Origin of the sequence: Baekduia sp., assembly GCF_035318805.1 — a bacterium.
Lineage (GTDB): Bacteria > Actinomycetota > Thermoleophilia > Solirubrobacterales > Solirubrobacteraceae > Baekduia.
Map to the genome: position 1 here is coordinate 43,075 of NZ_DATHDY010000093.1, position 20,392 is coordinate 63,466.

The window sequence follows — 20,392 nt, forward strand, 5'->3', positions numbered from 1 at the left end:
CTCCGCAACGTTCGTCACGACGGTCTGAACTGTTTCATGGCCCCTCAACATTGTGAGAGGATGCGCCCGAATGCGTGGAGGGTTCCTGAGGCTCGGGAAAGGACGATCGAGATCGCGATTCGTCCGCGCCCGCGAGGACCCCGCGACGTTCGCCGACGTCTACGTCGAGTACCACCAGCAGGTCCTGCGGTTCTTCGCGCGGCGGACGCTCGATCCGGAGACCGCGTTCGACCTCATGGCCGAGACGTTCGCCGAGCTGTTCGCGGGGATCGACGCGTTCCGCGGCGAGACCGAGGAGCAGGGGCTGGCGTGGATGTGGACCATCGCGCGCCATCAGCTGTACCGGTGGCGGGAGCGTGGGCAGGTCGAACGCCGCAGCCTCGAGCGGCTCGGCGTGCCGGTGCCGTCGCTGGGCCCGATCGAGTACGACCGCATCGAGGATCTCGCCGATCTTCAACGCCTGCGTCCCCAGTTGGAGCAGGCCCTCGCGCAGCTCGGCGAGGACCAGCGGCGCGTGCTGTGCCTGCGCGTCGTCGAGCATCGCGAGTACGACGACATCGCCCGCGAATGCGGCGTCAGCGCGCAGGTCATCCGCGCACGGGTCTCCCGAGCGCTGCGGCAGCTGGCCAAGTCGTTGGACGACCCGCGGGAAGCCCCGTCCGAGGAACTGCTGACATGAGCAAGATCCCACCCGAGCACGACGCGGCACGGAGCCTCGAAGAATCGTTCCGGCGACTCGGTGCGCAGCGCGCCGCGCAACAGTGGCGGCCCAGGCGGTCGCTCCCCTTCGGGCGAGTGCTCGCGGCGGCGCTCGGCGTTCTCCTGGCGGTCTCGGCCGCGGCGGCCGGGACCAAGGTCCTGCTGCGCGACGGCGGCACCGTGGGTCCGGAGTCACTCCCTCCCGGCACGTTGAAGCCCTCCCCCGCCGATCGTCGAGTCGCCCAGGCCACATCTGCCGACCCGGTGGAACGCGCTCCATGGGGCCTTCGCCTCTACTCGAGCACGGGCGGAAGGACGTGCGTTCTGGCCGGCCGGCTTGTCGGAGGGCGAATCGGACTGCTCCAAGGGACGCGGTTCACCGAGCTGCCGTCGAGCGCTCCGGGCATGTGCAGCGACCTGGCTCGCGACCATGTCCTCGCGACCGTTCGCGGGTACGGGTTGGTGGGCGGCGGACGCACCGTGCTCTACGGCGTTGCCGACCGCACGGTGTCCAGTCTCGCGTTCAGGATGCGACCGGCGGTGCGACGGCCGATCCCCATCGCGGCCGACGGCACGTTCATCGTCGTGTTGGAGGGCCACAACAGCATGCGACACGCGCGACTCGTCGTCCACAGCACGCGGGGCACCAGCGAGCAGCCGCTCGGCGGCTGAGCCGTTCGCGTCAGCGTCCACCTAGACTCCCCGGCCGATGAACTTCGCCGGTGATGTGGTCGAGGTCGCCCCCGCTGACGCGCTCGCGATGGTCGAGCTCGCGCGCGACGGCGCTCGCCGCGAGCACACGTTCGGCGCGGTCGCGTGCGCTTCTCGCGCGATGGCCGCGCGGCTGCACGCGCTCGGGGTGCGCCGCGGCGACACCGTCCTCACGCTGGCGGGCAACCGGCCCGACTGGGTCGTGGCGATGGTCACCTGCTTCCGCCAGGGCTACGTCGTGCTGCCGTGCACCGAGCAGCTGCGCGCCAAGGACCTGCGGCTGCGGCTCGACGTCACGCGCCCGGTCGCGGTCGTGGCCGACGAGCGCAACGCGGCCGTGCTCGCCGAGGCGGGCTGGGACGGGCCCACGGTGTGGGCGCCGGGCGTCATGGACTGGCCGGTCGGCGCCGAGGGATCCGTCCCGGCGCCCGCCGACCTGGACCCCCTGGACCCCTGCCTGATCACGTTCACCAGCGGGACGGCCGGCGCGCCCAAGGCCGTGCTGCACGGCCAGCGCTACCTCGACGGCCAGCGCACCCAGGCCGAGCACTGGCTCGGCGCGCGCCCCGGCGACCTCGTGTGGTGCACCGCGGCCAGCGGCTGGAGCAAGTCGGCGCGCAACGTCTTCATCGCACCGTGGCTGCAGTGCGCCGCCGCGCTGCTGCACGACGCGCGCTTCGACCCCGCCGAGCGGCTCGACCTCCTCGAGCGCGAAGGCGTCGACGTGCTGTGCATGGCGCCGACCGAGTACCGCGTGATCGCCAAGCACGTCGAGCTTCGGCGGTTCCCGAAGCTTCGCGCGCTGGTCGCCGCCGGCGAGGCGCTGAACCCCGAGGTGCTGCGCGCCTGGGAGGAGGCGACCGGCGTGCAGATCCGCGACGGCTACGGCCAGACCGAGACCGGCCAGCTCACCGGCAACCTCGACGGCGAGCCGGCGCACCCCGGCTCGATGGGCCGCGCCCTGCCCGGCGTGAGCCTGCGGGTCGAGGACGGCGAGCTGGTCGCCGATCCCGCCACCGTCCCGACGTTCTTCCTCGGCTACCTCGGCGACGAGCCGGTGGATCCGTCGCAGCCGTGGCGCACGGGCGACCGCGTGCACCAGGACGCCGACGGCTACCTCTTCTTCGAGGGCCGCACCGACGACGTCATCATCTCCGCGGGCTACCGCATCGGCCCGTTCGAGGTGGAGTCCGCGCTGGTGTCCCATCCCGCGGTCGCGGAGGCCGCCGTGGTCGCCGCGCCCGACGACGAACGCGGCTCGGTCGTCCGCGCGCTCGTCGTCCTGCGCGACCAGCACGCACCGTCCGACGCCCTCGCCCGCGAGCTGCAGGACCACGTCAAGTCCCAGACTGCGCCCTACAAGTACCCGCGGATCGTCGAGTTCCTCGCCGAGCTCCCCAAGACGACCTCCGGCAAGGTCCGCCGCGCGCTCCTGCGCGGCGAGTAGGTCCCGCTCGTCGACCGGTACGGTCCCGCCATGCTCATCACCGAACGCCCGCCGGCCACCAACGACTTCTCGTTCCTCGCCGGTGAGTGGGACATCGTCAACCGCCGCCGCAACGCCGACGGCGTCTGGGAGGAGTTCGCCTCCACCGACCGCGTCGCGATGCACGTCGACGGGCTCGTCCAGACCGGCGACTACGACGCGCCCGACTTCCCCGGCCGCGGCCACGTGCGGGCGATGACGATGCGCGCCTACGACGCGGCCACCGGCCAGTGGTCGATCCTCTGGCTCTCGAACTACTCCTCGCCCGACCTGCGCCCGATGGTCGGCGCGTGGGACGGCGACGAGGGCGACTTCCGCCAGACCGTCGAGGACGAGCACGGCGAGCCGCTGGACGTGCGGTTCCGCTGGACGCGCTTCAGCCCCGACCACGCCCGCTGGGAGCAGGCGGTCTCCGACGACGGCGGCGCGACGTGGGACTGGGAGTGGACGATGGAGATGCACCGCCGCGCGTGAGGCACACGCAACGCGGATCCAGGACGGGCGATCTGGCGGCCGTCTAGGCGCGTGGGTCCCTGACCCGCCGCGGGTTTCGCCCTCTGGGCGAAACCCGCAAGGGAACCTGGCCCTCTGGGCCAGTGTTCCCCTAGGCCGTCAGATCGCCCGCCATCTCGTCGAACACCGAGATGTAGGCGTCGACCGACTCGTCGGTGTGGGTCACCGAGAGCGTCCACTCCTCCTCGCGGCCCGGCGTCATGAAGATGCCGCGGTTCATGTTGTACAACCACGCCAGCTCGGCGATCTCGGCGTCCTGCTGGGACTTGAACGTCTCGTAGTCGACGACCTTCTCGGTCGCGAACGTCACGCAGCCCTTGGAGCCGATGCCGACCGCGTAGCCGGGCAGGTTGTACTTGTCGATGACGCCCTCGCAGCCCGACAGCAGCCGGTCGTTGAGGTGATCGAGGTGCGCGTAGGCCCCGGGCGTGAGGACCTCGAGCAGGTTGGCGCGCGTGGCGGCCATGCCGAGCGGGTTGCCGTTGTAGGTGCCCACCTGGTAGACGGTGCCGTCCTCGACGACCGCGGCCAGCTCCGCGTTCATGCCGATCGCGCCCGACGGCAGGCCGCCGCCCAGCGCCTTGGCCAGCGTGACCATGTCGGGCGTGACGCCGTACTTGTCGGTCGCGCCGCCCGGCGCGACGGTCAGGCCGGTCTTGACCTCGTCGAAGATCAGGACGATGCCGTGGCGTGCGGTGATGGCGCGGACGGCCTCGAGGTAGCCGGGCTCGGGGAGCACGACGCCGAGGTTCATCATCGCCGGCTCCATGATCACGCAGGCCGGCTTGCGGCCCTCGTTCTCGAGCTCGACGATCCGGCGCTCCATCGACTCCGCGTCGTTGAAGTGCACGGCGAACACGTGGTCGACCGTCGACTGCGGGATGCCGCCGCCGTAGGGCAGCGAGACCGGGTGGTCGTGGTCGCCGATCTTGTCGTACTCGACGCCGATGGACACCATCACCGTGTCGTGGTGGCCGTGGTAGGACCCGAAGATCTTCAGGACGTCGTCGCGGCCGGTGAAGGCGCGAGCGATGCGGATGGCGTCCATCGTCGACTCCGAGCCGGAGTTCGTGTAGCGCCACTTCGCCAGGCCCCAGCGGCGGGCCAGCTCGTCGCCGACGACGATCGCGTCCTCGGTCGGCGCGGCGAAGTGCGTGCCGAGCTCGTAGCGCTCGCGGATCGCGTGGCCGATGGCCGGGTGCGCATGGCCCTGGACCATCGAGCCGAAGCCGTTGTGGAAGTCCCACATCTCGTTGCCGTCGACGTCCCAGACCTTCGGGCCGGCGCCGCGGTGGAGGTAGATCGGCCACGGCTCGCGCACCTGGTAGGAGGAGGCGACGCCGGAGGCGAGGTGCTGGTTGGCGCGGCGGTACATCTGGCCGCTGCCCTTCGTGGCCTCGTTGAGGCGCTCGGTCTCACGCTCGGTGAGCTCGGCGATCCGGGCGCGGTCGATCGTGATGGTGTCAGCGTTGGCAGCCATGATCAGCCCAGGGTAGAGGCGGAGGCTGCTCCCGTCTGTACGCCCTTGACGCGCTCACCCGCCGGGTCGTACAACGGCTCGGCGCTCACGCGACCCCCGATCCACTGCCCGAAGACGTCGATGGCGACCTCCGTGCCCGGTTCGGCGTGCTGCGGCGGCAGATAGGCGTAGGCGATCGACGCCTGCACCGTGTAGCCGTAGCCGCCGGAGGTCACGCGGCCCACGACGTCGCCGCCCACCGCGACCGGCTCGTTGCCCAGCGCGACCGAGCGCGGATCGTCGAGCACGATGCACGCCAGGCGCCGGGCGACCGGGCGCTCGCGCAGCGCGGCGGCGCCGAGGAAGTCCTTGTCGTCGCGCACGCAGAACGACAGGCCGGCCTCGTGCGGAGAGTCGTCCGGCGTGATGTCGGCGCCCCAGACGCGGTAGCCCTTCTCCAGCCGCAGCGAGTCGATCGCGCGATACCCCGCGGCGGCCAGACCGTGCGGTCGCCCCGCCTCCCAGAGCGCGCGCCAGAGCCCGGCGCCGTACTCCGTCGGGCAGTACATCTCCCAGCCGAGCTCGCCGGCGAACGTCACCCGCAGCGCCCGCACCGGCACGTCGCCCACGGTGATCTCGCGCATCGACATGTAGGGGAAGTCGAGCGCGTCGGGGGTCAGCGGGCCGAGCACGTCCGGCGCCCGCGGGCCCCACAGCGCGAAGCACGCCCACCGCGACGTGGTGTCGATCACGCGCACCGCCCCGTCGCTCGGGGCGTGGCGCTTGATCCACGTCAGGTCGTGCTGGCCGAACGCGGTCCCGGTGACGATCTGGAAGGCGTCCTGGGTCAGCCGCGTGACCGTGAAGTCGCACTCGATCCCGCCGCGCGAGTTGAGCATCTGCGTGTAGGTGATGCGCCCGACGTCGCGGGCGACGCGGTTGTCGCACAGCGACTCCAGGAACTCCGCCGCCCCCGGCCCGACGACCTCCAGCTTGGCGAACGAGGACTCGTCGAAGAGCGCGGCGCGCTCGCGGGCGGCGCGATGCTCGGCGCCGATGGCCGGCGACCAGTGCTTGCCGGCCCAGCCCCGCGGACGCAGCGCGGCGTCGCCGCCGGCCGCGTTGACGTCATACCAGTTGACCCGCTCCCAGCCGGACTTCTCGCCGAACGCCGCGCCGTGGTCCCGATGCCACTCGTAGTTCGACGACACCTTCAGCGGCCGGCCGGCCTGGCGCTCCTCGCCCGGGTAGTGCAGGTCGTAGTAGGTCTCGTAGACCTCCTTGGTGCGCTTCAGCGTGTAGGCGGGCGAGCGGTACTGCGGCCCGAAGCGCCGGATGTCCATCTGCCACAGGTCCATCTGCGGCTCGCCGGCGACGATCCACTCCGCCATGACCTTGCCGATGCCGCCCGCGCCGGCGAGGCCGTGCGCGCAGAACCCGGCGGCGACGAAGAGGCCGTCGACCTCCGTCTCCCCCAGGCAGAACTCGTTGTCGGGGGTGAACGCCTCCGGGCCGTTGATCAGCTTGGTGACCTTGACGTCCTCCATGGCCGGCACGCGCGCCTTCGAGGCCTCGGCGATCTCCTCGAAGCGCGGCCAGTCCTCCTCCAGCAGCTGGCCGTTGAAGTCGTAGGGGATGCGATCGACCAGGTGCTCGTCCAGCGACCACGGCGCGCTGTTGCGCTCGTAGCCGCCCATGACCAGCCCCCCGCCCTCCTCGCGGAAGTAGATGAGGTGGTCGGGGTCGCGCAGCGTCGGGAGGTGATCGTCGGGGTCGGGGCGGTCCCGGAACGGCTGGGTGACGAGGTACTCGTGGGCCATCGGGACGACCGGCACGCGAACGCCGGCCAGGCGGCCCAGCTCCGCGGCGTACATCCCGCCGGCGATGACGCAGACCTCGCAGTCGACGCGGCCCCACTCCGTGTCGACCGCGCGTACCCGGCCGTCGACCACGTCGATCCCGGTCACGCGCGTGTGCGTGGCGATGTTCACGCCGCCCTCGCGTGCGCCCGCGGCCAACGCGTAGGTCAGCTGCGACGGGTCGAGGTAGCCGTCGGTCGGCAGGTAGGACGCGACGCGGACGCCGTCGGTGACCATGAGCGGGAAGCGCTCCTGCGCCTCCTGCGCGCTGAGCAGCTCCAGCGGCAGCCCGAACGTGCGGGCCCAGGCGACCTGGCGGTGGACCTCCTCCTGGCGCTCGGGCGTGCAGGCCAGCCGGATCCCACCGCACTCGACCCAGCCGCAGTCCAGCGACCGGTAGAGCTCGACCGAGTACATCATCATGGTCGTCAGCGACACCGACGAGCGCAGCTGGCCGACGAGCCCAGCGGAGTGGAACGTCGAGCCGCTGGTCAGCTCGTCGCGGTCCACGAGCAGGACGTCGGACTCGCCCAGGCCGGCGAGGTGGTGGGCGATCGACGTGCCGCCGACCCCGCCGCCGATGATGACGACGCGGGCACGGTCGGGGAGCTCACGGGGACGCGGCATCGAGCAGCCACCTCTCGAATCGAGGGTCGGCGACCGTCGCCCGCAGCCGGCGCAAGTGCCGGTCGGCGTAGGCGGCGAAGTCGAAGTCCAGGTCGCTGATCGTCTGCTGCACGACGCCCCAGAGCGCCTCGCGCACGTCGGACATCGAGCGCATCAGCCGCAGCGCCGCGAAGCGCCGCTCGGTGCACGGCTCGTCCCAGTAGGCCGCCAGCAGCCGCTCGTCGTCGGCGTCGACGAAGCCGTTGTTGATGGACAGGTTGCCCAGGTCGAAGTAGCGGTCGCCCATCCCCGCGTACTCCCAGTCCACGATCCAGATGTCGGCCTCGTGGCAGAGGATGTTGGCGCCGAGCAGGTCGTCGTGGCACGGGACCGGCACGTGCTCGGGACCGGTCAGCGCCGCCGCGATGCGCTCGGCGAGCTGCGCGGCGTCCCAGGCGGCGGCGGGCACCGCCCCGCCGCGGTCGCGCGCCAGCGTCAGATAGCCGCGCGCGATGCGCGGGACGTCGAACGTCGTCGGCAGCGCCGGAGCGTGCTCGTGGAACGCCCGCAGCGCACGGGCGACCGCCTCCAGCGCCGGCGGCTCGCGCAGCTGGGGGTCGGGGATCGGCGTGCCCGGCACGAACGTCGTGACGAGGCAGCCGTGCTCGGGCAGGAACAGCAGCACCGGCGGCGCGATGCCGAGATCGGAGGCCGCGGCCGTCGCCAGGCGCTCGGCGTCGCGGTCGATCCCCAGCAGGTCGGTCTGCCGGCCGGCGATCCGCAGCACGACGTCGTGGTCGGCGAAGCGGGCGCGGAAGTTGTGGTTGGTGATCCCGCCGTCCAACGGCACAGGCCCGTCGCGCAGCGGCCCCAGCTGCGCTTGCACTGCCTCGATGACGGCGGGCGACGGCACCATGGATCCCCTGGGCGGCGACCCTAGAGCCGATCGGGGTTTGCGGTCAATGGTGCAGTGCATATACCTTCGCCCGATGACGCTCGAAGAGCTGCGCTCTCAGGTGGACGACGGATCCATCGACACGGTCCTGCTGTGCCTGACCGACATGCAGGGGAGGCTCCAGGGCAAGCGGATGCACGCCGGCTTCTTCGTGGACGAGGTCGTCGCCCACGGCGCGGAGGCCTGCAACTACCTGCTGGCCGTGGACGTGGAGATGAACACGGTCGACGGCTACGCCATGTCGTCGTGGGAGCGCGGCTACGGCGACTTCGTCATGGAGCCCGACCTCCACACGCTGCAGCGGATCCCATGGCTGGAGGGCACCGCGCTGTGCCTGGTGGACCTCAAGTGGCAGGACGGCAGCGACGTCGTCGCCTCGCCCCGCCAGGTCCTCCGTGGGCAGCTCGCCCGACTGGCCGAGCGCGGCTGGATCGCCAACGCCGGCTCCGAGCTGGAGTTCATCGTGTTCGAAGACACCTACGAGCAGGCGTGGGACAAGGGCTACGTCGGGCTGACGCCGGCCAACCGGTACAACGTCGACTACTCGATCCTGGGCACGACGCGGGTCGAGCCGCTGATCCGCCGGATCCGCAACGCGATGACCGGGGCCGGCATGCGCGTCGAGGACTCCAAGGGCGAGTGCAACGACGGCCAGCACGAGATCAACTTCCACTACGCCGACGCGCTGACGACCGCCGACCGGCACGTCGTCTTCAAGAACGGCGCCAAGGAGATCGCCGCCCAGGAGGGCCGATCGATCACGTTCATGGCCAAGTACGACGCCCGCGAGGGCAACTCGTGCCACCTGCACCTCTCGCTGGCCGACGCCATCTCCGGGGCCAACGTCTTCGTCGACGACGACGCGCTCTTCCGCTCGTTCATCGCCGGCGGCCTCGCCGGCCTGCGCGAGCTGACGCTGCTGCTGGCGCCGAACGTCAACTCCTACAAGCGCTTCGCCGCCGGCTCGTTCGCGCCGACGGCCGTCGCGTGGGGCAACGACAACCGCACCTGCGCCTTCCGCGTGGTCGGCCACGGGCCGGGCAAGCGCTTCGAGTGCCGGTTGCCGGGCGGCGACGTCAACCCGTATCTGGCGCTGTCGGCGCTCATCACCGCCGGCCTGCACGGCGTCGACCAGGGGCTGGAGCTCGGGCCCGCCTGCGAGGGCAACGCCTACGCCGCGCAGGACGTCGAGCACGTCCCCACGACGCTGCGCGAGGCCCGCGACCTGTTCGCCGGGAGCGAGATCGCCCGCGCCGCGCTGGGCGAGGACGTCGTCGCGCACTACGTGAACATGGCTGACGTCGAGCTGGCCGCATACGATTCATCCGTCACCGATTGGGAGCGCGTGCGCGGATTCGAGCGCCTGTAGATGAGCACCTCCACCGACCTGCCGTCCTTCGAGACGGTCTTCGCGCCCGTGCGCTCCCAGACGGCGTTCGAGGAGACGCTGGAGCGGCTCGGGACCGCGATCAAGCTCGGGCTGCTGGAGCCGGGCGCCCGCCTGCCGGCCGAGCGGGAGCTGTGCACGCGGCTGGCGATCTCGCGCTCGACGCTGCGCCAGGCGCTGACCGCGCTCGCCCAGAGCGGTCACCTGCATGCGGTGCGCGGACGCGGCGGCGGGACGTTCGTCGCCCAGCGGCCGCCGCCCGCCGACCCGCCGACGCGCGAGCTGCTGGCGAGCTGGCGCGACGCGTGCGACGTGCGCCTGGGCGTGGAGCTCGGCATCGCGGCGCTGGCCGCCGACCGGGCGCTGTCCGACGAGATCGCGGCGCTGGACGACCTCGTGGTCGCGATGGAGGACCTGTCGGAGGACTTCGCGGGCTACCGCCAGGCCGACGTCCGCTTCCACATCGGCCTCGCCGAGGCGACGCACAGCCCGCGCCTGGTGGCGCTGGCGACCGAGGCGCAGGGCGCGATGACCGACCTCATCTCCTACATCGCGCACCCGCCCGAGATCCTCGGGCACGCCAACGCGCAGCACGCGCAGCTGCTCTCGCGCATCCGCGCCCGCGACGCCGACGCGGCCGTCCGCGTCATGGCCGAGCACCTGCGCGGGACCGAGCACGTCCTCGCCGGGCTGCTGCCCGGCGCCGGCAAGTAGCCCTTCGGCGGCGCGGGCGTTCAGGTCGCGGCGCGCTCCTGCTCGCGGAACGCGTCCAGCCCGGCCCGTGCCTGGCCGCGGACCTTGCCCTGCAGCATCGGCGTCCAGCCCAGCAGTAGCCCGGCCGGTCCGAGTGCCTGGCGCGCCCAGCCGTGGAACGCGAAGCGGTCGCGGTGCTCGGCGATCAGGCCGTCGCGGAAGGTCAACGCGGCGTGGACGTCGTTGTGCACCCGGCGGCCGGTGGCCGCGAACGTGTAGTCGGCCAGCCAGTGGGCGGTGCCCCGCTCGTCGCCGGCCTCGTGCTCGACGAGCTGCACCTGCAGGTCCTGCGCGCGTCCGGTGAGCATCCGCCACATGGCGCCCGGCTCGTCGTCGCGCAGGTCGGTGAAGACCGGGTCCGAGAACCGCGCGTCCGGCGCGTAGGCGGCCGCCATCGTCGCCCCGTCGCCCGCGTCGAACGCGGCGTAGAAGCGCTGGATGAGCTCGGCGTTCGGGTGGGCCATGGTGGCGCGACGCTACCTGAGCCCTTGACTTCAACCCCACTTGAAGGTGTTGCATGGCGCGCCATGCACGCCATCCGCCTTCACGAGTTCGGTCCCGCCGAGAACCTGCGCTACGAGGAGATCGCCGCGCCGGAGCCCGGCGCCGGCCAGGTCCGGATCGCCGTCGCGGCCTCCGGCGTCCACCTGATCGACACCGCCATCCGCAGCGGACGCTCCGGCGGGCCCTTCCCGCTGCCCGAGCTGCCGACGATCCCGGGCCGCGAGGTCGCCGGCACCGTCGAGGCCGTGGGCGACGGCATCGACGCCGGCTGGATCGGCCGGCGCGCCGTCGCCCACCTCGGCATGGCCGGCGGCGGCTACGCCGAGCGCGCGGTCGTGGGCGCCGCCTCGCTGCACGAGGTGGCAGACCACGTCGGCGCCGAGGCCGCGGTCGCCATGATCGGCACCGGCCGCACGGCCATGGGCATCCTCGAGCTGGCGGAGCTGACCGCCGAGGACACGGTCGTCGTGACCGCCGCCGCCGGCGGGATCGGGACGCTGCTGGTCCAGGCGGCGCTGCGCGCGGGCGCCGAGGTGGTCGCGCTGGCCGGCGGCCCCGAGAAGGTCGCGCGGGCGCGCGAGCTCGGCGCGACCGTCGCCGTCGACTACACCGACCCGGCGTGGCCCGAGCAGGTGCGCGACGCGCTGGACGGCAACCCGGCGTCGGTGGCCTTCGACAGCGTCGGCGGCACGGTGGGCCGCGGTGCGATGGAGCTCCTCGGCGCCGGCGGCCGGCTGCTGCTCTTCGGCTGGTCGTCGGGCGAGCCGACGCCGATGAGCTCGATGGACATCGCCGGGCGCGGCATCACCGCGATCGGCTCGCTGGGCGCGCGGATCCTCCAGCGGCCGGGCGGCATCCGCGGTCTGGAGGACGCCGCGCTGGCGGCGGTCACGTCCGGCGAGCTGGTGCCCGTGGTGGACCAGACGTTCGCGCTGGCCGAGGCGGCCGGCGCCCACCGAGCGCTCGAGACCCGCGCCACCGTCGGGAAGGTGGTCCTGGCGCCGTAGGGGAACACTGGCCCAGAGGGCCAGGTTCCCTTGCGGGTGTTCGCCCAGGGGGCGAAACCCGCGGCGGATTAGGGACCCACGCTCCTAGCGGGCCGGCGGGGTCGCCAGCAGCGCGAAGTGCAGCGTCACGAGCCGCTCGCCCACGGCCGGCACGCCCGCGGCGGCCGCGCGCAGCGCCCACTTCGCGTAACCCTTGGCGCGCGCGGCGCCCGCGGCGGCGTCGAAGAGATGGACCTCGCGCGGCAGCGGGTCGACGAGCTCGGCGGCGACCGTCCACCCCGCGCCGGTCACCAGCCGGCGGATCGCGGCACGGTCGAAGCGGTGCAGGTGCCCGACGCCCTCGGAGGCCGCCCGCGCGGCGGGACGCCGGGCGCTCAGGTTGGCCTCCAGCGGGACCTCGACGATCACCGCGCGCCCGACGCGCAGCAGCTCGCGCGTCAGCGGCACGGGATCCGGCACGTGCTCGAGCACGTGCGTGGCGAAGACCACGTCGTAGGCGTCGTCGGCGACCGGCAGGTGCTCGCCGTCGAAGACGTGCGCCTCGTCGACCTCCTCGCGCTCGGCCGTCAGCTTCACGCCCGCGGCGGAGATCTCGAACCCCGTGCGGTGGCCGCCGAAGCCGCGGCGGCCCAGCTCGCCGAGCACCGCCCCGTCGCCACAGCCGACCTCGGCGACCGTCCGCGGCGCGGGCAGCCCCGCCCGAGCGACGAGGTCGACCACGTGGTCGGCCTTGCCCACCGCGCCCAGATGGCGCCACGCGCGGTACTTGTCGCCGTCGACGCCCGGCGTGTAGCACTGCTCGTAGAACTCCCGCAGCTGGTCGGCTTCGAGTTTCGCCATGCGCGCCGGAGTGTGTCAGGCAGACGCCGCGCCAGGCGCCCCGCCGGGCTCCGACGGAACCCCGCCCCGCGAGCCCGGTCGCGACGGCTGCGCGATCTCCACCATGTCGGTCGCCACCGCGCCCAGCACGGTCCGCAGCCATGCTCGCTCGGCCTCGCCGGCCTGGTGCATCCGCCGCTCCACCCACTCGGTCACCTGGCGCCGCGCGCCCACCACGAGCACCGCGCCGCAGACCGCGTAACGGCCGTCGGCCAGGACGACGAGGCTGCCCGGCGCGTCGCGGCGCAGCCGCAGGAGGTCGATCACCGCCTGGCCGGAGACGGCCGCCGGACGGGTGGCGTCGCCGTCGCCGTCGGTCCACGGGCGCGCGGTGAAGACCGACGAGCGGCTGCGCATCTCACGCGGCGGCCGCGCGCGGGGTCCGATGGGGCCCGAGCGCCACGAGCTCGTCAGCGACACGAGCTGGCGCGAGGCCTCCTCGCGGTAGAGCACGTGCAGCCGGTCGCCGGCGACGACGCGCGTGGAGCCGCGCGGCGGGATCGCCTGCCCGGCGCGCACGATGACGTTGACGACCGCCTCGCGCGGGAGGCCGAGGTCGCGGACGGCGAGCCCGACGATGGCGTCGTCCTCGACCACGGGGAACTCCAGCACCTCGGCGCCGAGGCGGCGGATCGTGCCCGACTCGGCCAGGGGCCGCGGCAGCGCCGGGTCCTCGGTCGTGACGCCGAGCCGGCGGGCCAGCGGTTCGAACGTCGTGCCCTGCACGATGGTGGACAGCAGAACCACGAAGAACACGATGTTGAAGAACTCGTGGCTGCGCGGGATGCCGTCGATCACCGGGAACGTCGCCAGCACGACCGGGACCGCCCCGCGCAGGCCGGCCCAGCCGAGCACGACCTGCTCGGCGGCCGAGAACCGGAACGGCGCGGTGCAGAGCACCGTCGCGAGCGGCCGGGCGACGAGCACGAGCACCAGCGCGAGCACCGTGCCCTCGAACGCGACGCCCAGCAGGTCGCCCGGGAACACCAGCAGCCCGAGCACCAGGAACATCGACAGCTGCGCGACCCACGCCATGCCCTCGTGGAAGGTCGCGATGGTCTGCTTCGCGGGGATGGCGGCCGATCCCAGCATGAGCCCGGCGAGGTACACGGCGAGGAAGCCGGAGCCGTGGATCGTGTCGGCGGCGCCGTAGGCGAGGGCCACGGACGCCAGCGTCGCGACCGGGTACAGGCCCGCGGTGGCCAGGCGCGCCTCGCGCAGCGCGAACGTGAACAGGTAGCCGACGCCGATGCCGACGGCCGCGCCGATCGAGATCTGGCGCACGAACAGCCAGACGAAGTCGGCCAGGCCGTAGTCGGGGTGCATGAGCTTCTCGATGAAGCCCAGGACGAGCAGCACGGCGATGGGGTCGTTCATGCCCGACTCGCCCTCGAGCGTGCGCGCCAGCCGCCGGCGCAGGGTCGATCCGCGCAGCAGCGCGAAGATCGCGGCGCCGTCGGTGCCGGCCACGATCGCGCCGACGAGCAGGCCCTCCGTGGTGCTGAAGTCGAACAGCCACGCCGCAGCCAGCCCGGTGATCGCGGCGGTCGCCAGCGTGCCGAGCACCGCGAGCGTCAGCGACGGGCCGAGCACCGGGCGGATCTCCGGGAAGCCGGCCGCCAGGCCGCCCTCGAAGAGGATGAGCGCCAGCGCGACGATGCCGACGGTGCGCGCGAGGTTGTAGTCGTTGAAGTCGATCCACCCCGCGCCGTCGCTGCCGACGGCCATGCCGACGCCGAGGAACAGGACCAGCCCAGGGACGCGCACCCGCGAGGCCAGCAGCGATGCGAGCAGGCCGGCCGACAGGAGCGCACCCACGATGAGGATCCGCTCGCCGTCGTGCACCTGGACACCATGGCACATACCTTTTGACCAAGGTCGTGGCGATCGGCACTTGACTTCCGTCCGAGACCGGGCGTAGATTCGCGCCGCCGGCCCTAAGGACGGTTCACCACACCTTTCCTGGAGGAAGCGCGAGCATGGCTAACGTGGATGCCGCAGTCGTCGCCCCGAGCGACGAGCAGCGACTGGCTGAGCTGGGCTACAAGCAGGAGCTGAGTCGCACCTGGAGCGGGTTCCAGAACTTCGCGATCTCGTTCACCATCATCTCGATCCTGGCCGGCTGCTTCACGACCTACGGCCAGGCGTGGAACAACGGCGGCCCGATCGCGATCTCGTGGGGCTGGCCGCTGATCTCGATCCCGATCCTGATCATCGGCTTCTGCATGTCGGAGCTGGTGTCGGCCTACCCGACCGCCGGCGGCATCTACTGGTGGGCCTCCAAGCTCGGGGGCGCCGGCTGGGGCTGGTTCACCGGGTGGTTCAACCTCATCGGCCTGGTCGCCGTCACCGCCTCGGTGGACTACGGCGCCGCGACGTTCCTGAACCTCACGCTCGGCGCGTTCGACTTCAACCTGTTCAACGGCGTCTCGGGCGACTTCCTCTCCGGGACGTTCTGGCTGTTCCTCATCGTGCTCGGGTTCCACGCGCTCGTGAACATCGCGGGCAGCCACCTCGTAGCGCGGATCAACGGCATCTCGGTCTGGTGGCACGTCGCCGGCGTGGCCGTGATCCTGCTCGTGCTGATCTTCGTGCCCGACCACCACGCGAGCGCGAACTTCGTCTTCACCGAGCGCTTCAACAACTCGGGCTTCTCCGCCGGTGGCACCGGCACCGCGATGTTCTGGTTCTACGTCCTGCCGCTCGGGTTCCTGCTTACCCAGTACACGATCACCGGCTTCGACTCCTGCGCGCACATCTCCGAGGAGACGCACGGGGCGTCCGACGCGGCGGCCAAGGGCGTGTGGCGCTCGATCTTCTACTCGGCGATCTTCGGCTGGCTGGTGCTGCTGGCGATCACGTTCGCCGCGACGAACGTCGACGCGATCAACAAGGCGGCGGCGGGTGGCGAGTTCGTCTCGGTGGCCATCCTCGACCAGGCGCTGAGCACCGGTTGGCTGAAGGTCATCCTGGTGATCTCCACCGTCGGCCAGCTGTTCTGCGGCGCGGCGTGCCTCACCAGCGCCTCGCGTATGTGCTACGCCTTCAGCCGCGACGGCGCAGTGCCCGGATGGCGGATCTGGAGCAAGGTCAACACCAAGCGGGTGCCGCAGAACGCCGTGCTGTTCATGGCGTTCTGGGCCGCGATCATCACGGTGCCGGCCTACTTCCCCAACGCGAGCGGCGTGCCCGTCGCGTTCTACGCCGTCGTCTCGATCGCCGTGATCGGGCTCTACATCGCCTACGTGATCCCGATCTTCCTGCGCTGGAGGATGGGCGACGCGTTCGAGCCGGGCCCGTGGAACCTCGGCAACAAGTACAAGTGGATGTGCCTGTTCTCGACCGTCTGGGTGGCGATCATCACGGTGATCTTCATCCTGCCGACGACGCCCGCCGGCGTGCCGTGGAACGACGAGTTCGACTGGAACGCCGTGAACTACGCTCCGCTCGTGACGGGCGGCGTGATCGCCGCGGTCGGCATCTGGTGGCTCGTGAGCGCGAAGCACACGTTCACCGGTCCGCGGCACACGATCGCCGAGCTGGACGCCGAGCTCGGCGAGCGGGACTTCCCGGCCGACGGGCCGCCGCCCACGACGGCGCCCGCCGGGGCGTAGCGGGTGGCGGGAACGCTCGAGGTCCTGGAGCCGGCCACCGAGCAGGTCCTGGCGACCATCGCGCGGGGCGGCGTCGACGAGGTCGACGCCGCCGTCGCGAAGGCCAAGGCGGCGTTCCCGGCCTGGCGCGCGGTCGCTCCCGGCGACCGCGCCCGGCTGCTGCGCCGGCTGGTGTCGGTCATGGAGGAGGCCCACGAGGAGCTGTCGGTCCTCGAGGCCCGCAACGCGGGCAAGCCGATCGCGTCCGCGCGGGGCGAGATCGGCATGGCGATCGAGACGGTCCGCTACTACGCGGCCGCGCCCGAGCGCCTGCTCGGCGACACGATCCCCGTCGCCGGCGGCCTGGCCTTCACGGTGCGCGAGCCGCTCGGCGTCGTCGGGCTCATCACACCGTGGAACTTCCCGCTGGCGATCGCCTGCTGGAAGATGGCGCCGGCGCTGGCCGCCGGCAACTGCGTGGTGCTCAAGCCGGCCGAGCTGACGCCGCTCACGGCTCTGCGCTTCGCCGCGCTGGCGCTGGAGGCCGGGTTGCCCGAGGGCGTGGTCAACGTCGTCGCCGGCCCGGGCCGCGAGTGCGGCGAGCGGCTCGTCGCGCACCCCGACGTCGCCAAGATCGCGTTCACCGGCTCCACCGAGGTCGGCAAGTCGATCGCCGCCGGCGCTGCGCAGACGATCAAGCGCGTGACGCTGGAGCTCGGCGGCAAGTCGGCCAACATCGTCTTCGCCGACGCCGACGTCGAGGCGGCCGCGCGCGCGGCGCCCGGCGCGGTGTTCGACAACGCCGGCCAGGACTGCTGCGCGCGCTCGCGCATCCTCGTGCAGCGCGGCGTGGTCGACGAGTTCCTCGGGCACCTGGAGGGCGCGGTCAAGGCCATCAAGGTCGGCGATCCGCTGGACGAGTCGACCGCGATGGGCCCGCTGATCTCCGCGGGCCAGCGCGCGACCGTCGCGTCGTTCGTCGACGGCGACGCCGAGGTCGCGATCCGCGGCGAGGTGCCGGACGGCCCGGGCTTCTGGTTCCCGCCGACGGTCCTCTGCCCCGTGCCCGGCGACCACCGGGCCGTGCGCGAGGAGATCTTCGGCCCGGTCGCGGTCGTCGTGCCCTTCGACGACGAGGCCCACGCCGTTGAACTGGCCAACGACACCATCTACGGGCTCTCCGGCTCCGTGTGGACCCGGGACGGCGCGAAGGGGCTGCGCGTCGCCCGGGCGCTGGAGAGCGGCAACCTGTCCATCAACTCCAACAGCTCGGTGCGCGTCACGACGCCGTTCGGGGGCTTCAAGCAGTCCGGCTACGGCCGCGAGCTGGGCCCGCACGCCACCGACGCCTACACCGAGGTCAAGACCATCTACTACGCAACGGAAGGGAACTGAGTGCCGGGTCGTCTCGAGGGCAAGGTGGCGGTCGTCACCGGAGCCGCCGGGGGCATCGGCGCCGCGACCGTCGAGGCCTTCCAGCGCGAGGGCGCGAAGGTGGTCGGGGTCGACCTCCTGGACGGCGCGCCCGGCGACCTCGCCCTGTCGGTCGACGTGACCGAGGAGCTCGCGGTCCAGCAGATGTACACGCAGGTGTCGGAGCGCTTCGGGCGCATCGACATCCTGTTCAACAACGCCGGCATCTCGCCCGACGACGACACCTCCGTGCTGGAGACGACGTTCGAGGCCTGGCAGCGCGTGCAGGACGTCAACCTCAAGTCGGTCTTCCTGTGCTGCAAGCACGGCATCCCCCACCTTCTCGACAACGACCCGCCCAGCCGCGGCTCGGTCATCAACACCGCGTCGTTCGTCGCGGTCATGGGCGCCGCGACGTCGCAGATCTCCTACACCGCGTCCAAGGGCGGCGTGCTGTCGATGTCGCGCGAGCTCGGCGTCGAGTTCGCCCGCCGCGGCGTGCGGGTCAACGCGCTCTGCCCCGGCCCGGTCGACACGCCGCTGCTGCGCGAGCTCTTCGCCAAGGATCCCGACCGCGCCGCGCGCCGCCTCGTCCACGTCCCGATGGGCCGCTTCGGCACGGCGGAGGAGATCGCCAACGGGGTCCTCTTCCTGGCCTCCGACGAGTCGTCGTTCATGACGGCCTCGACGTTCCTCATCGACGGCGGCCTCTCCGGCGCGTACGTCACGCCGGAGTAGCGCCCGCAGGTCCCCTAGGCGGCCAGCACCGACCGCAGCGCCTTGGGCGGCACCGGGTCGGCCGAGAGCATCTCGGCCGACAGCGCCCGCAGGACCTCGAGGCGCCGGTCGGGGTGCAGCGAGAAGGCGTAGTCCTGCGCCGCTTCGTGGCCGCCCTCGACGCCGAGGTGGGAGCGGTGCTCGGCGGTCGCCACGCGCGACAGCACGAGGCCGAGCACGTAGGCGTCGAGGTCGGCGACGTCGAGCTCGATCGGCTCGGCCCCGGGCCCGCCGACCGACGCGACGATGCGCGGTGCCGGCGTGATGTCGCCCCCGGAGCGGATCGGTCCGCCCTGCGAGCCGTTGTCGCCGCCGGCGCGCGAGTCCCAGTCGCGCTGGGCGGCGTCGCCGCCGTCCTTGCCCGCCCGCTCGGCGGCCCAGCGGGCCTCGTCGAGCTTGCGCGCCTGCTCCTCGTAGTCCTTGGGCTTGGGCGGCACGTAGCCGACGCCCAGCTTCAGCGCCCCGCCGGTGATCTCACCCGACGCGTGCTGCTCGACGAGCGCCTCCGCCTGCTCGGCTGACACGTCGCCACGGGCGATCCCGCGGCGCACCACGTCGGCGACCGTGAACGACAGGTCGCCCTGCTCGACGCGCTCGACGACCGACTCGGGCAGGTCGAGCAGGCGCAGCGCCTTGCGCGTCCACGCCATCGGGGCACCGACCAGGCGCGAGACGTCGGCGGCGGTCAGCTCGGGATCCTCGCTCATGATCGCCCGGGCGGCGCGCGCGAACTGCACCGGCTCGGGCTTGTTCTGGTGGAAGTTCTCGGCGAACTGCATCGTCAGCGCCTCGCGCTTGGAGATGCCGTCCACGAGCGTGAAGCGCCAGTCCTCGCGGGCGCCCTCGGCCTCGTCGAGGAGCGTCATCGCGCTGAAGCGCCGCCGCCCGGCGAGCAGCTCGTACGGCACGCCGTCCTCGCCGGTCGCGCGCACGAGCGGCGGGTGCAGCAGCCCGGTCTCCTTGATCGAGACGGCCAGCTCGTGCAGATCGGGCAGCGCGCCGGTGCGCATGTTGACCATCGTGCGCACGTGCGCGAGCGGTGCGCTGACCAGCGTGTGCGTCTTGGAGGCCGTGTCGGAGAGGGGCGCCTTGCGCAGATCGGCCTCGCGCTCCTCCCGGGCGGCGCGGGCCGCCTCCTCGCGCATCTGCCCGACGTGTTCTTCGGCGTCCTGGAGCTTGTCGACCTGTGACATGAGCCGCAGGATGCAAGCACATCGCGCGGCGGATGGTGGGTACCCCGTCCAACATGCCCGCAACGTCCACGAAGTACCTCGCGATCTACCTCAACGACCACCTCGCCGGGTCCACCGGCGGACTGGAGCTGGTCAAGCGCGCCGCCGGTGAGCACGAGGGCACCGCGCTCGGCTCGTTCCTGACCGAGCTGCGCGACGACATCGCCGAGGACCGGCAGGTCCTCGACGACCTCATGGACCAGCTCGGCGTCGGCCACGACAAGGCCAAGGTCGCCGTCGCCTGGGCGGCCGAGAAGGCGGGCCGCCTCAAGCTCAACGGCGAGATCCGCGGCCGGTCGCCGCTGACGCCCCTCATCGAGCTGGAGACGCTGTCGATGGGGATCGAGGGCAAGCGCCTTCTGTGGCTGGCGCTGGGAGAGGTCGAGGACCTCCCGCTGCCCAAGGAGCGGCTCGCCGAGCTCGTCGTCCGCGCCGAGCACCAGCGCGAGGGCGTCGAGTACCACCGTCGCGCGGCGGCGCGTCAGGCGCTGAACTGAGCTGATCGCCCTGGCGCCGCGGGCTAGGGGTGCCGTAGGCGGCCAGCGAGGCCGAGGCCCAC

18 protein-coding genes are annotated in these 20,392 nt (G+C 72.3%); 11 read left to right on the plus strand and 7 right to left on the minus strand.

The window, feature by feature from the left end:
* The first annotated feature begins 70 nt into the window (after nt 1–70).
* Genes VK501_RS19485 through VK501_RS19500 form a run of 4 tightly spaced genes read left to right on the plus strand, consistent with a single transcriptional unit; the run spans nt 71 to nt 3,370 of the window.
* Nucleotides 71–679 carry an RNA polymerase sigma factor gene (locus VK501_RS19485; protein ID WP_324340305.1) on the plus strand — a complete coding sequence of 203 codons (609 nt, stop codon included), beginning with the start codon at nt 71–73 and terminating at the stop codon, nt 677–679.
* Nucleotides 676–1,371, plus strand: a complete 696-nt coding sequence (locus tag VK501_RS19490) for a hypothetical protein (protein ID WP_324340307.1) — start codon at nt 676–678, stop codon at nt 1,369–1,371. The genes VK501_RS19485 and VK501_RS19490 overlap by 4 nt, the downstream gene beginning before the upstream one ends.
* Before the next feature lie 37 nt (nt 1,372–1,408).
* The gene (locus VK501_RS19495) at nt 1,409–2,857 is read left to right on the plus strand and encodes an acyl-CoA synthetase (protein WP_324340309.1); all 1,449 of its coding nucleotides are present in this window, start codon (nt 1,409–1,411) and stop codon (nt 2,855–2,857) included.
* A gap of 30 nt (nt 2,858–2,887) precedes the next feature.
* Complete coding sequence (locus tag VK501_RS19500) at nt 2,888–3,370, plus strand: hypothetical protein (protein ID WP_324340311.1); 483 nt, start codon at nt 2,888–2,890, stop codon at nt 3,368–3,370.
* A gap of 130 nt (nt 3,371–3,500) precedes the next feature.
* On the opposite strand, the gene VK501_RS19505 is transcribed toward VK501_RS19500, so the two are convergent.
* The 3 genes from VK501_RS19505 to VK501_RS19515 are packed head-to-tail and all read right to left on the minus strand — an operon-like array spanning nt 3,501 to nt 8,249.
* Complete coding sequence (locus VK501_RS19505; protein WP_324340313.1) at nt 3,501–4,889, minus strand: aspartate aminotransferase family protein; 1,389 nt, start codon at nt 4,887–4,889, stop codon at nt 3,501–3,503.
* A 2-nt stretch (nt 4,890–4,891) separates the two neighbouring features.
* Nucleotides 4,892–7,354 carry a GcvT family protein gene (locus VK501_RS19510; RefSeq protein WP_324340314.1) on the minus strand — a complete coding sequence of 821 codons (2,463 nt, stop codon included), beginning with the start codon at nt 7,352–7,354 and terminating at the stop codon, nt 4,892–4,894.
* The gene (locus VK501_RS19515) at nt 7,338–8,249 is read right to left on the minus strand and encodes a phosphotransferase (protein WP_324340316.1); all 912 of its coding nucleotides are present in this window, start codon (nt 8,247–8,249) and stop codon (nt 7,338–7,340) included. The genes VK501_RS19510 and VK501_RS19515 overlap by 17 nt, the downstream gene beginning before the upstream one ends.
* Before the next feature lie 46 nt (nt 8,250–8,295).
* Between VK501_RS19515 and VK501_RS19520 the strand changes: the two genes are divergently transcribed.
* Nucleotides 8,296–9,657: a glutamine synthetase family protein gene (locus VK501_RS19520; protein WP_349261039.1), complete on the plus strand. Its 1,362-nt coding sequence runs from the start codon at nt 8,296–8,298 to the stop codon at nt 9,655–9,657.
* Nucleotides 9,658–10,389, plus strand: coding sequence for a FadR/GntR family transcriptional regulator (locus VK501_RS19525; RefSeq protein WP_324340320.1), 732 nt, complete (start codon nt 9,658–9,660; stop codon nt 10,387–10,389).
* A gap of 20 nt (nt 10,390–10,409) precedes the next feature.
* Here the strand turns inward: VK501_RS19525 and VK501_RS19530 are convergent, their stop codons facing one another.
* Nucleotides 10,410–10,892 carry a nuclear transport factor 2 family protein gene (locus VK501_RS19530; protein ID WP_324340322.1) on the minus strand — a complete coding sequence of 161 codons (483 nt, stop codon included), beginning with the start codon at nt 10,890–10,892 and terminating at the stop codon, nt 10,410–10,412.
* 63 nt (nt 10,893–10,955) lie between these two features.
* On the opposite strand from VK501_RS19530, the gene VK501_RS19535 reads away from it, so the two are divergent.
* A complete protein-coding gene (locus tag VK501_RS19535; RefSeq protein ID WP_324340324.1) occupies nt 10,956–11,939 on the plus strand; it encodes a zinc-binding dehydrogenase in 984 nt (327 codons plus the stop codon).
* 84 nt (nt 11,940–12,023) lie between these two features.
* Here VK501_RS19535 and VK501_RS19540 read toward each other — a convergent pair whose 3' ends face one another.
* Nucleotides 12,024–12,779: a class I SAM-dependent methyltransferase gene (locus VK501_RS19540; RefSeq protein WP_324340326.1), complete on the minus strand. Its 756-nt coding sequence runs from the start codon at nt 12,777–12,779 to the stop codon at nt 12,024–12,026.
* A gap of 15 nt (nt 12,780–12,794) precedes the next feature.
* Complete coding sequence (locus VK501_RS19545) at nt 12,795–14,663, minus strand: potassium/proton antiporter (protein ID WP_324340328.1); 1,869 nt, start codon at nt 14,661–14,663, stop codon at nt 12,795–12,797.
* A gap of 134 nt (nt 14,664–14,797) precedes the next feature.
* Here VK501_RS19545 and VK501_RS19550 point away from each other — a divergent pair, with 134 nt between their 5' ends.
* Genes VK501_RS19550 through VK501_RS19560 form a run of 3 tightly spaced genes read left to right on the plus strand, consistent with a single transcriptional unit; the run spans nt 14,798 to nt 18,562 of the window.
* Entirely contained in the window at nt 14,798–16,432 is a 1,635-nt protein-coding gene (locus VK501_RS19550; protein WP_324340330.1) for an amino acid permease, read from the plus strand.
* 3 nt (nt 16,433–16,435) lie between these two features.
* Nucleotides 16,436–17,806, plus strand: coding sequence for an aldehyde dehydrogenase family protein (locus VK501_RS19555; protein WP_324340331.1), 1,371 nt, complete (start codon nt 16,436–16,438; stop codon nt 17,804–17,806).
* Nucleotides 17,807–18,562, plus strand: coding sequence for an SDR family oxidoreductase (locus VK501_RS19560; RefSeq protein ID WP_324340333.1), 756 nt, complete (start codon nt 17,807–17,809; stop codon nt 18,560–18,562).
* A 14-nt stretch (nt 18,563–18,576) separates the two neighbouring features.
* Here the strand turns inward: VK501_RS19560 and VK501_RS19565 are convergent, their stop codons facing one another.
* Entirely contained in the window at nt 18,577–19,794 is a 1,218-nt protein-coding gene (locus VK501_RS19565; protein ID WP_324340334.1) for a ParB/RepB/Spo0J family partition protein, read from the minus strand.
* Between the two features lie 53 nt (nt 19,795–19,847).
* Here VK501_RS19565 and VK501_RS19570 point away from each other — a divergent pair, with 53 nt between their 5' ends.
* Nucleotides 19,848–20,330: a hypothetical protein gene (locus VK501_RS19570; RefSeq protein WP_324340336.1), complete on the plus strand. Its 483-nt coding sequence runs from the start codon at nt 19,848–19,850 to the stop codon at nt 20,328–20,330.
* Nucleotides 20,331–20,392 lie beyond the last annotated feature (62 nt).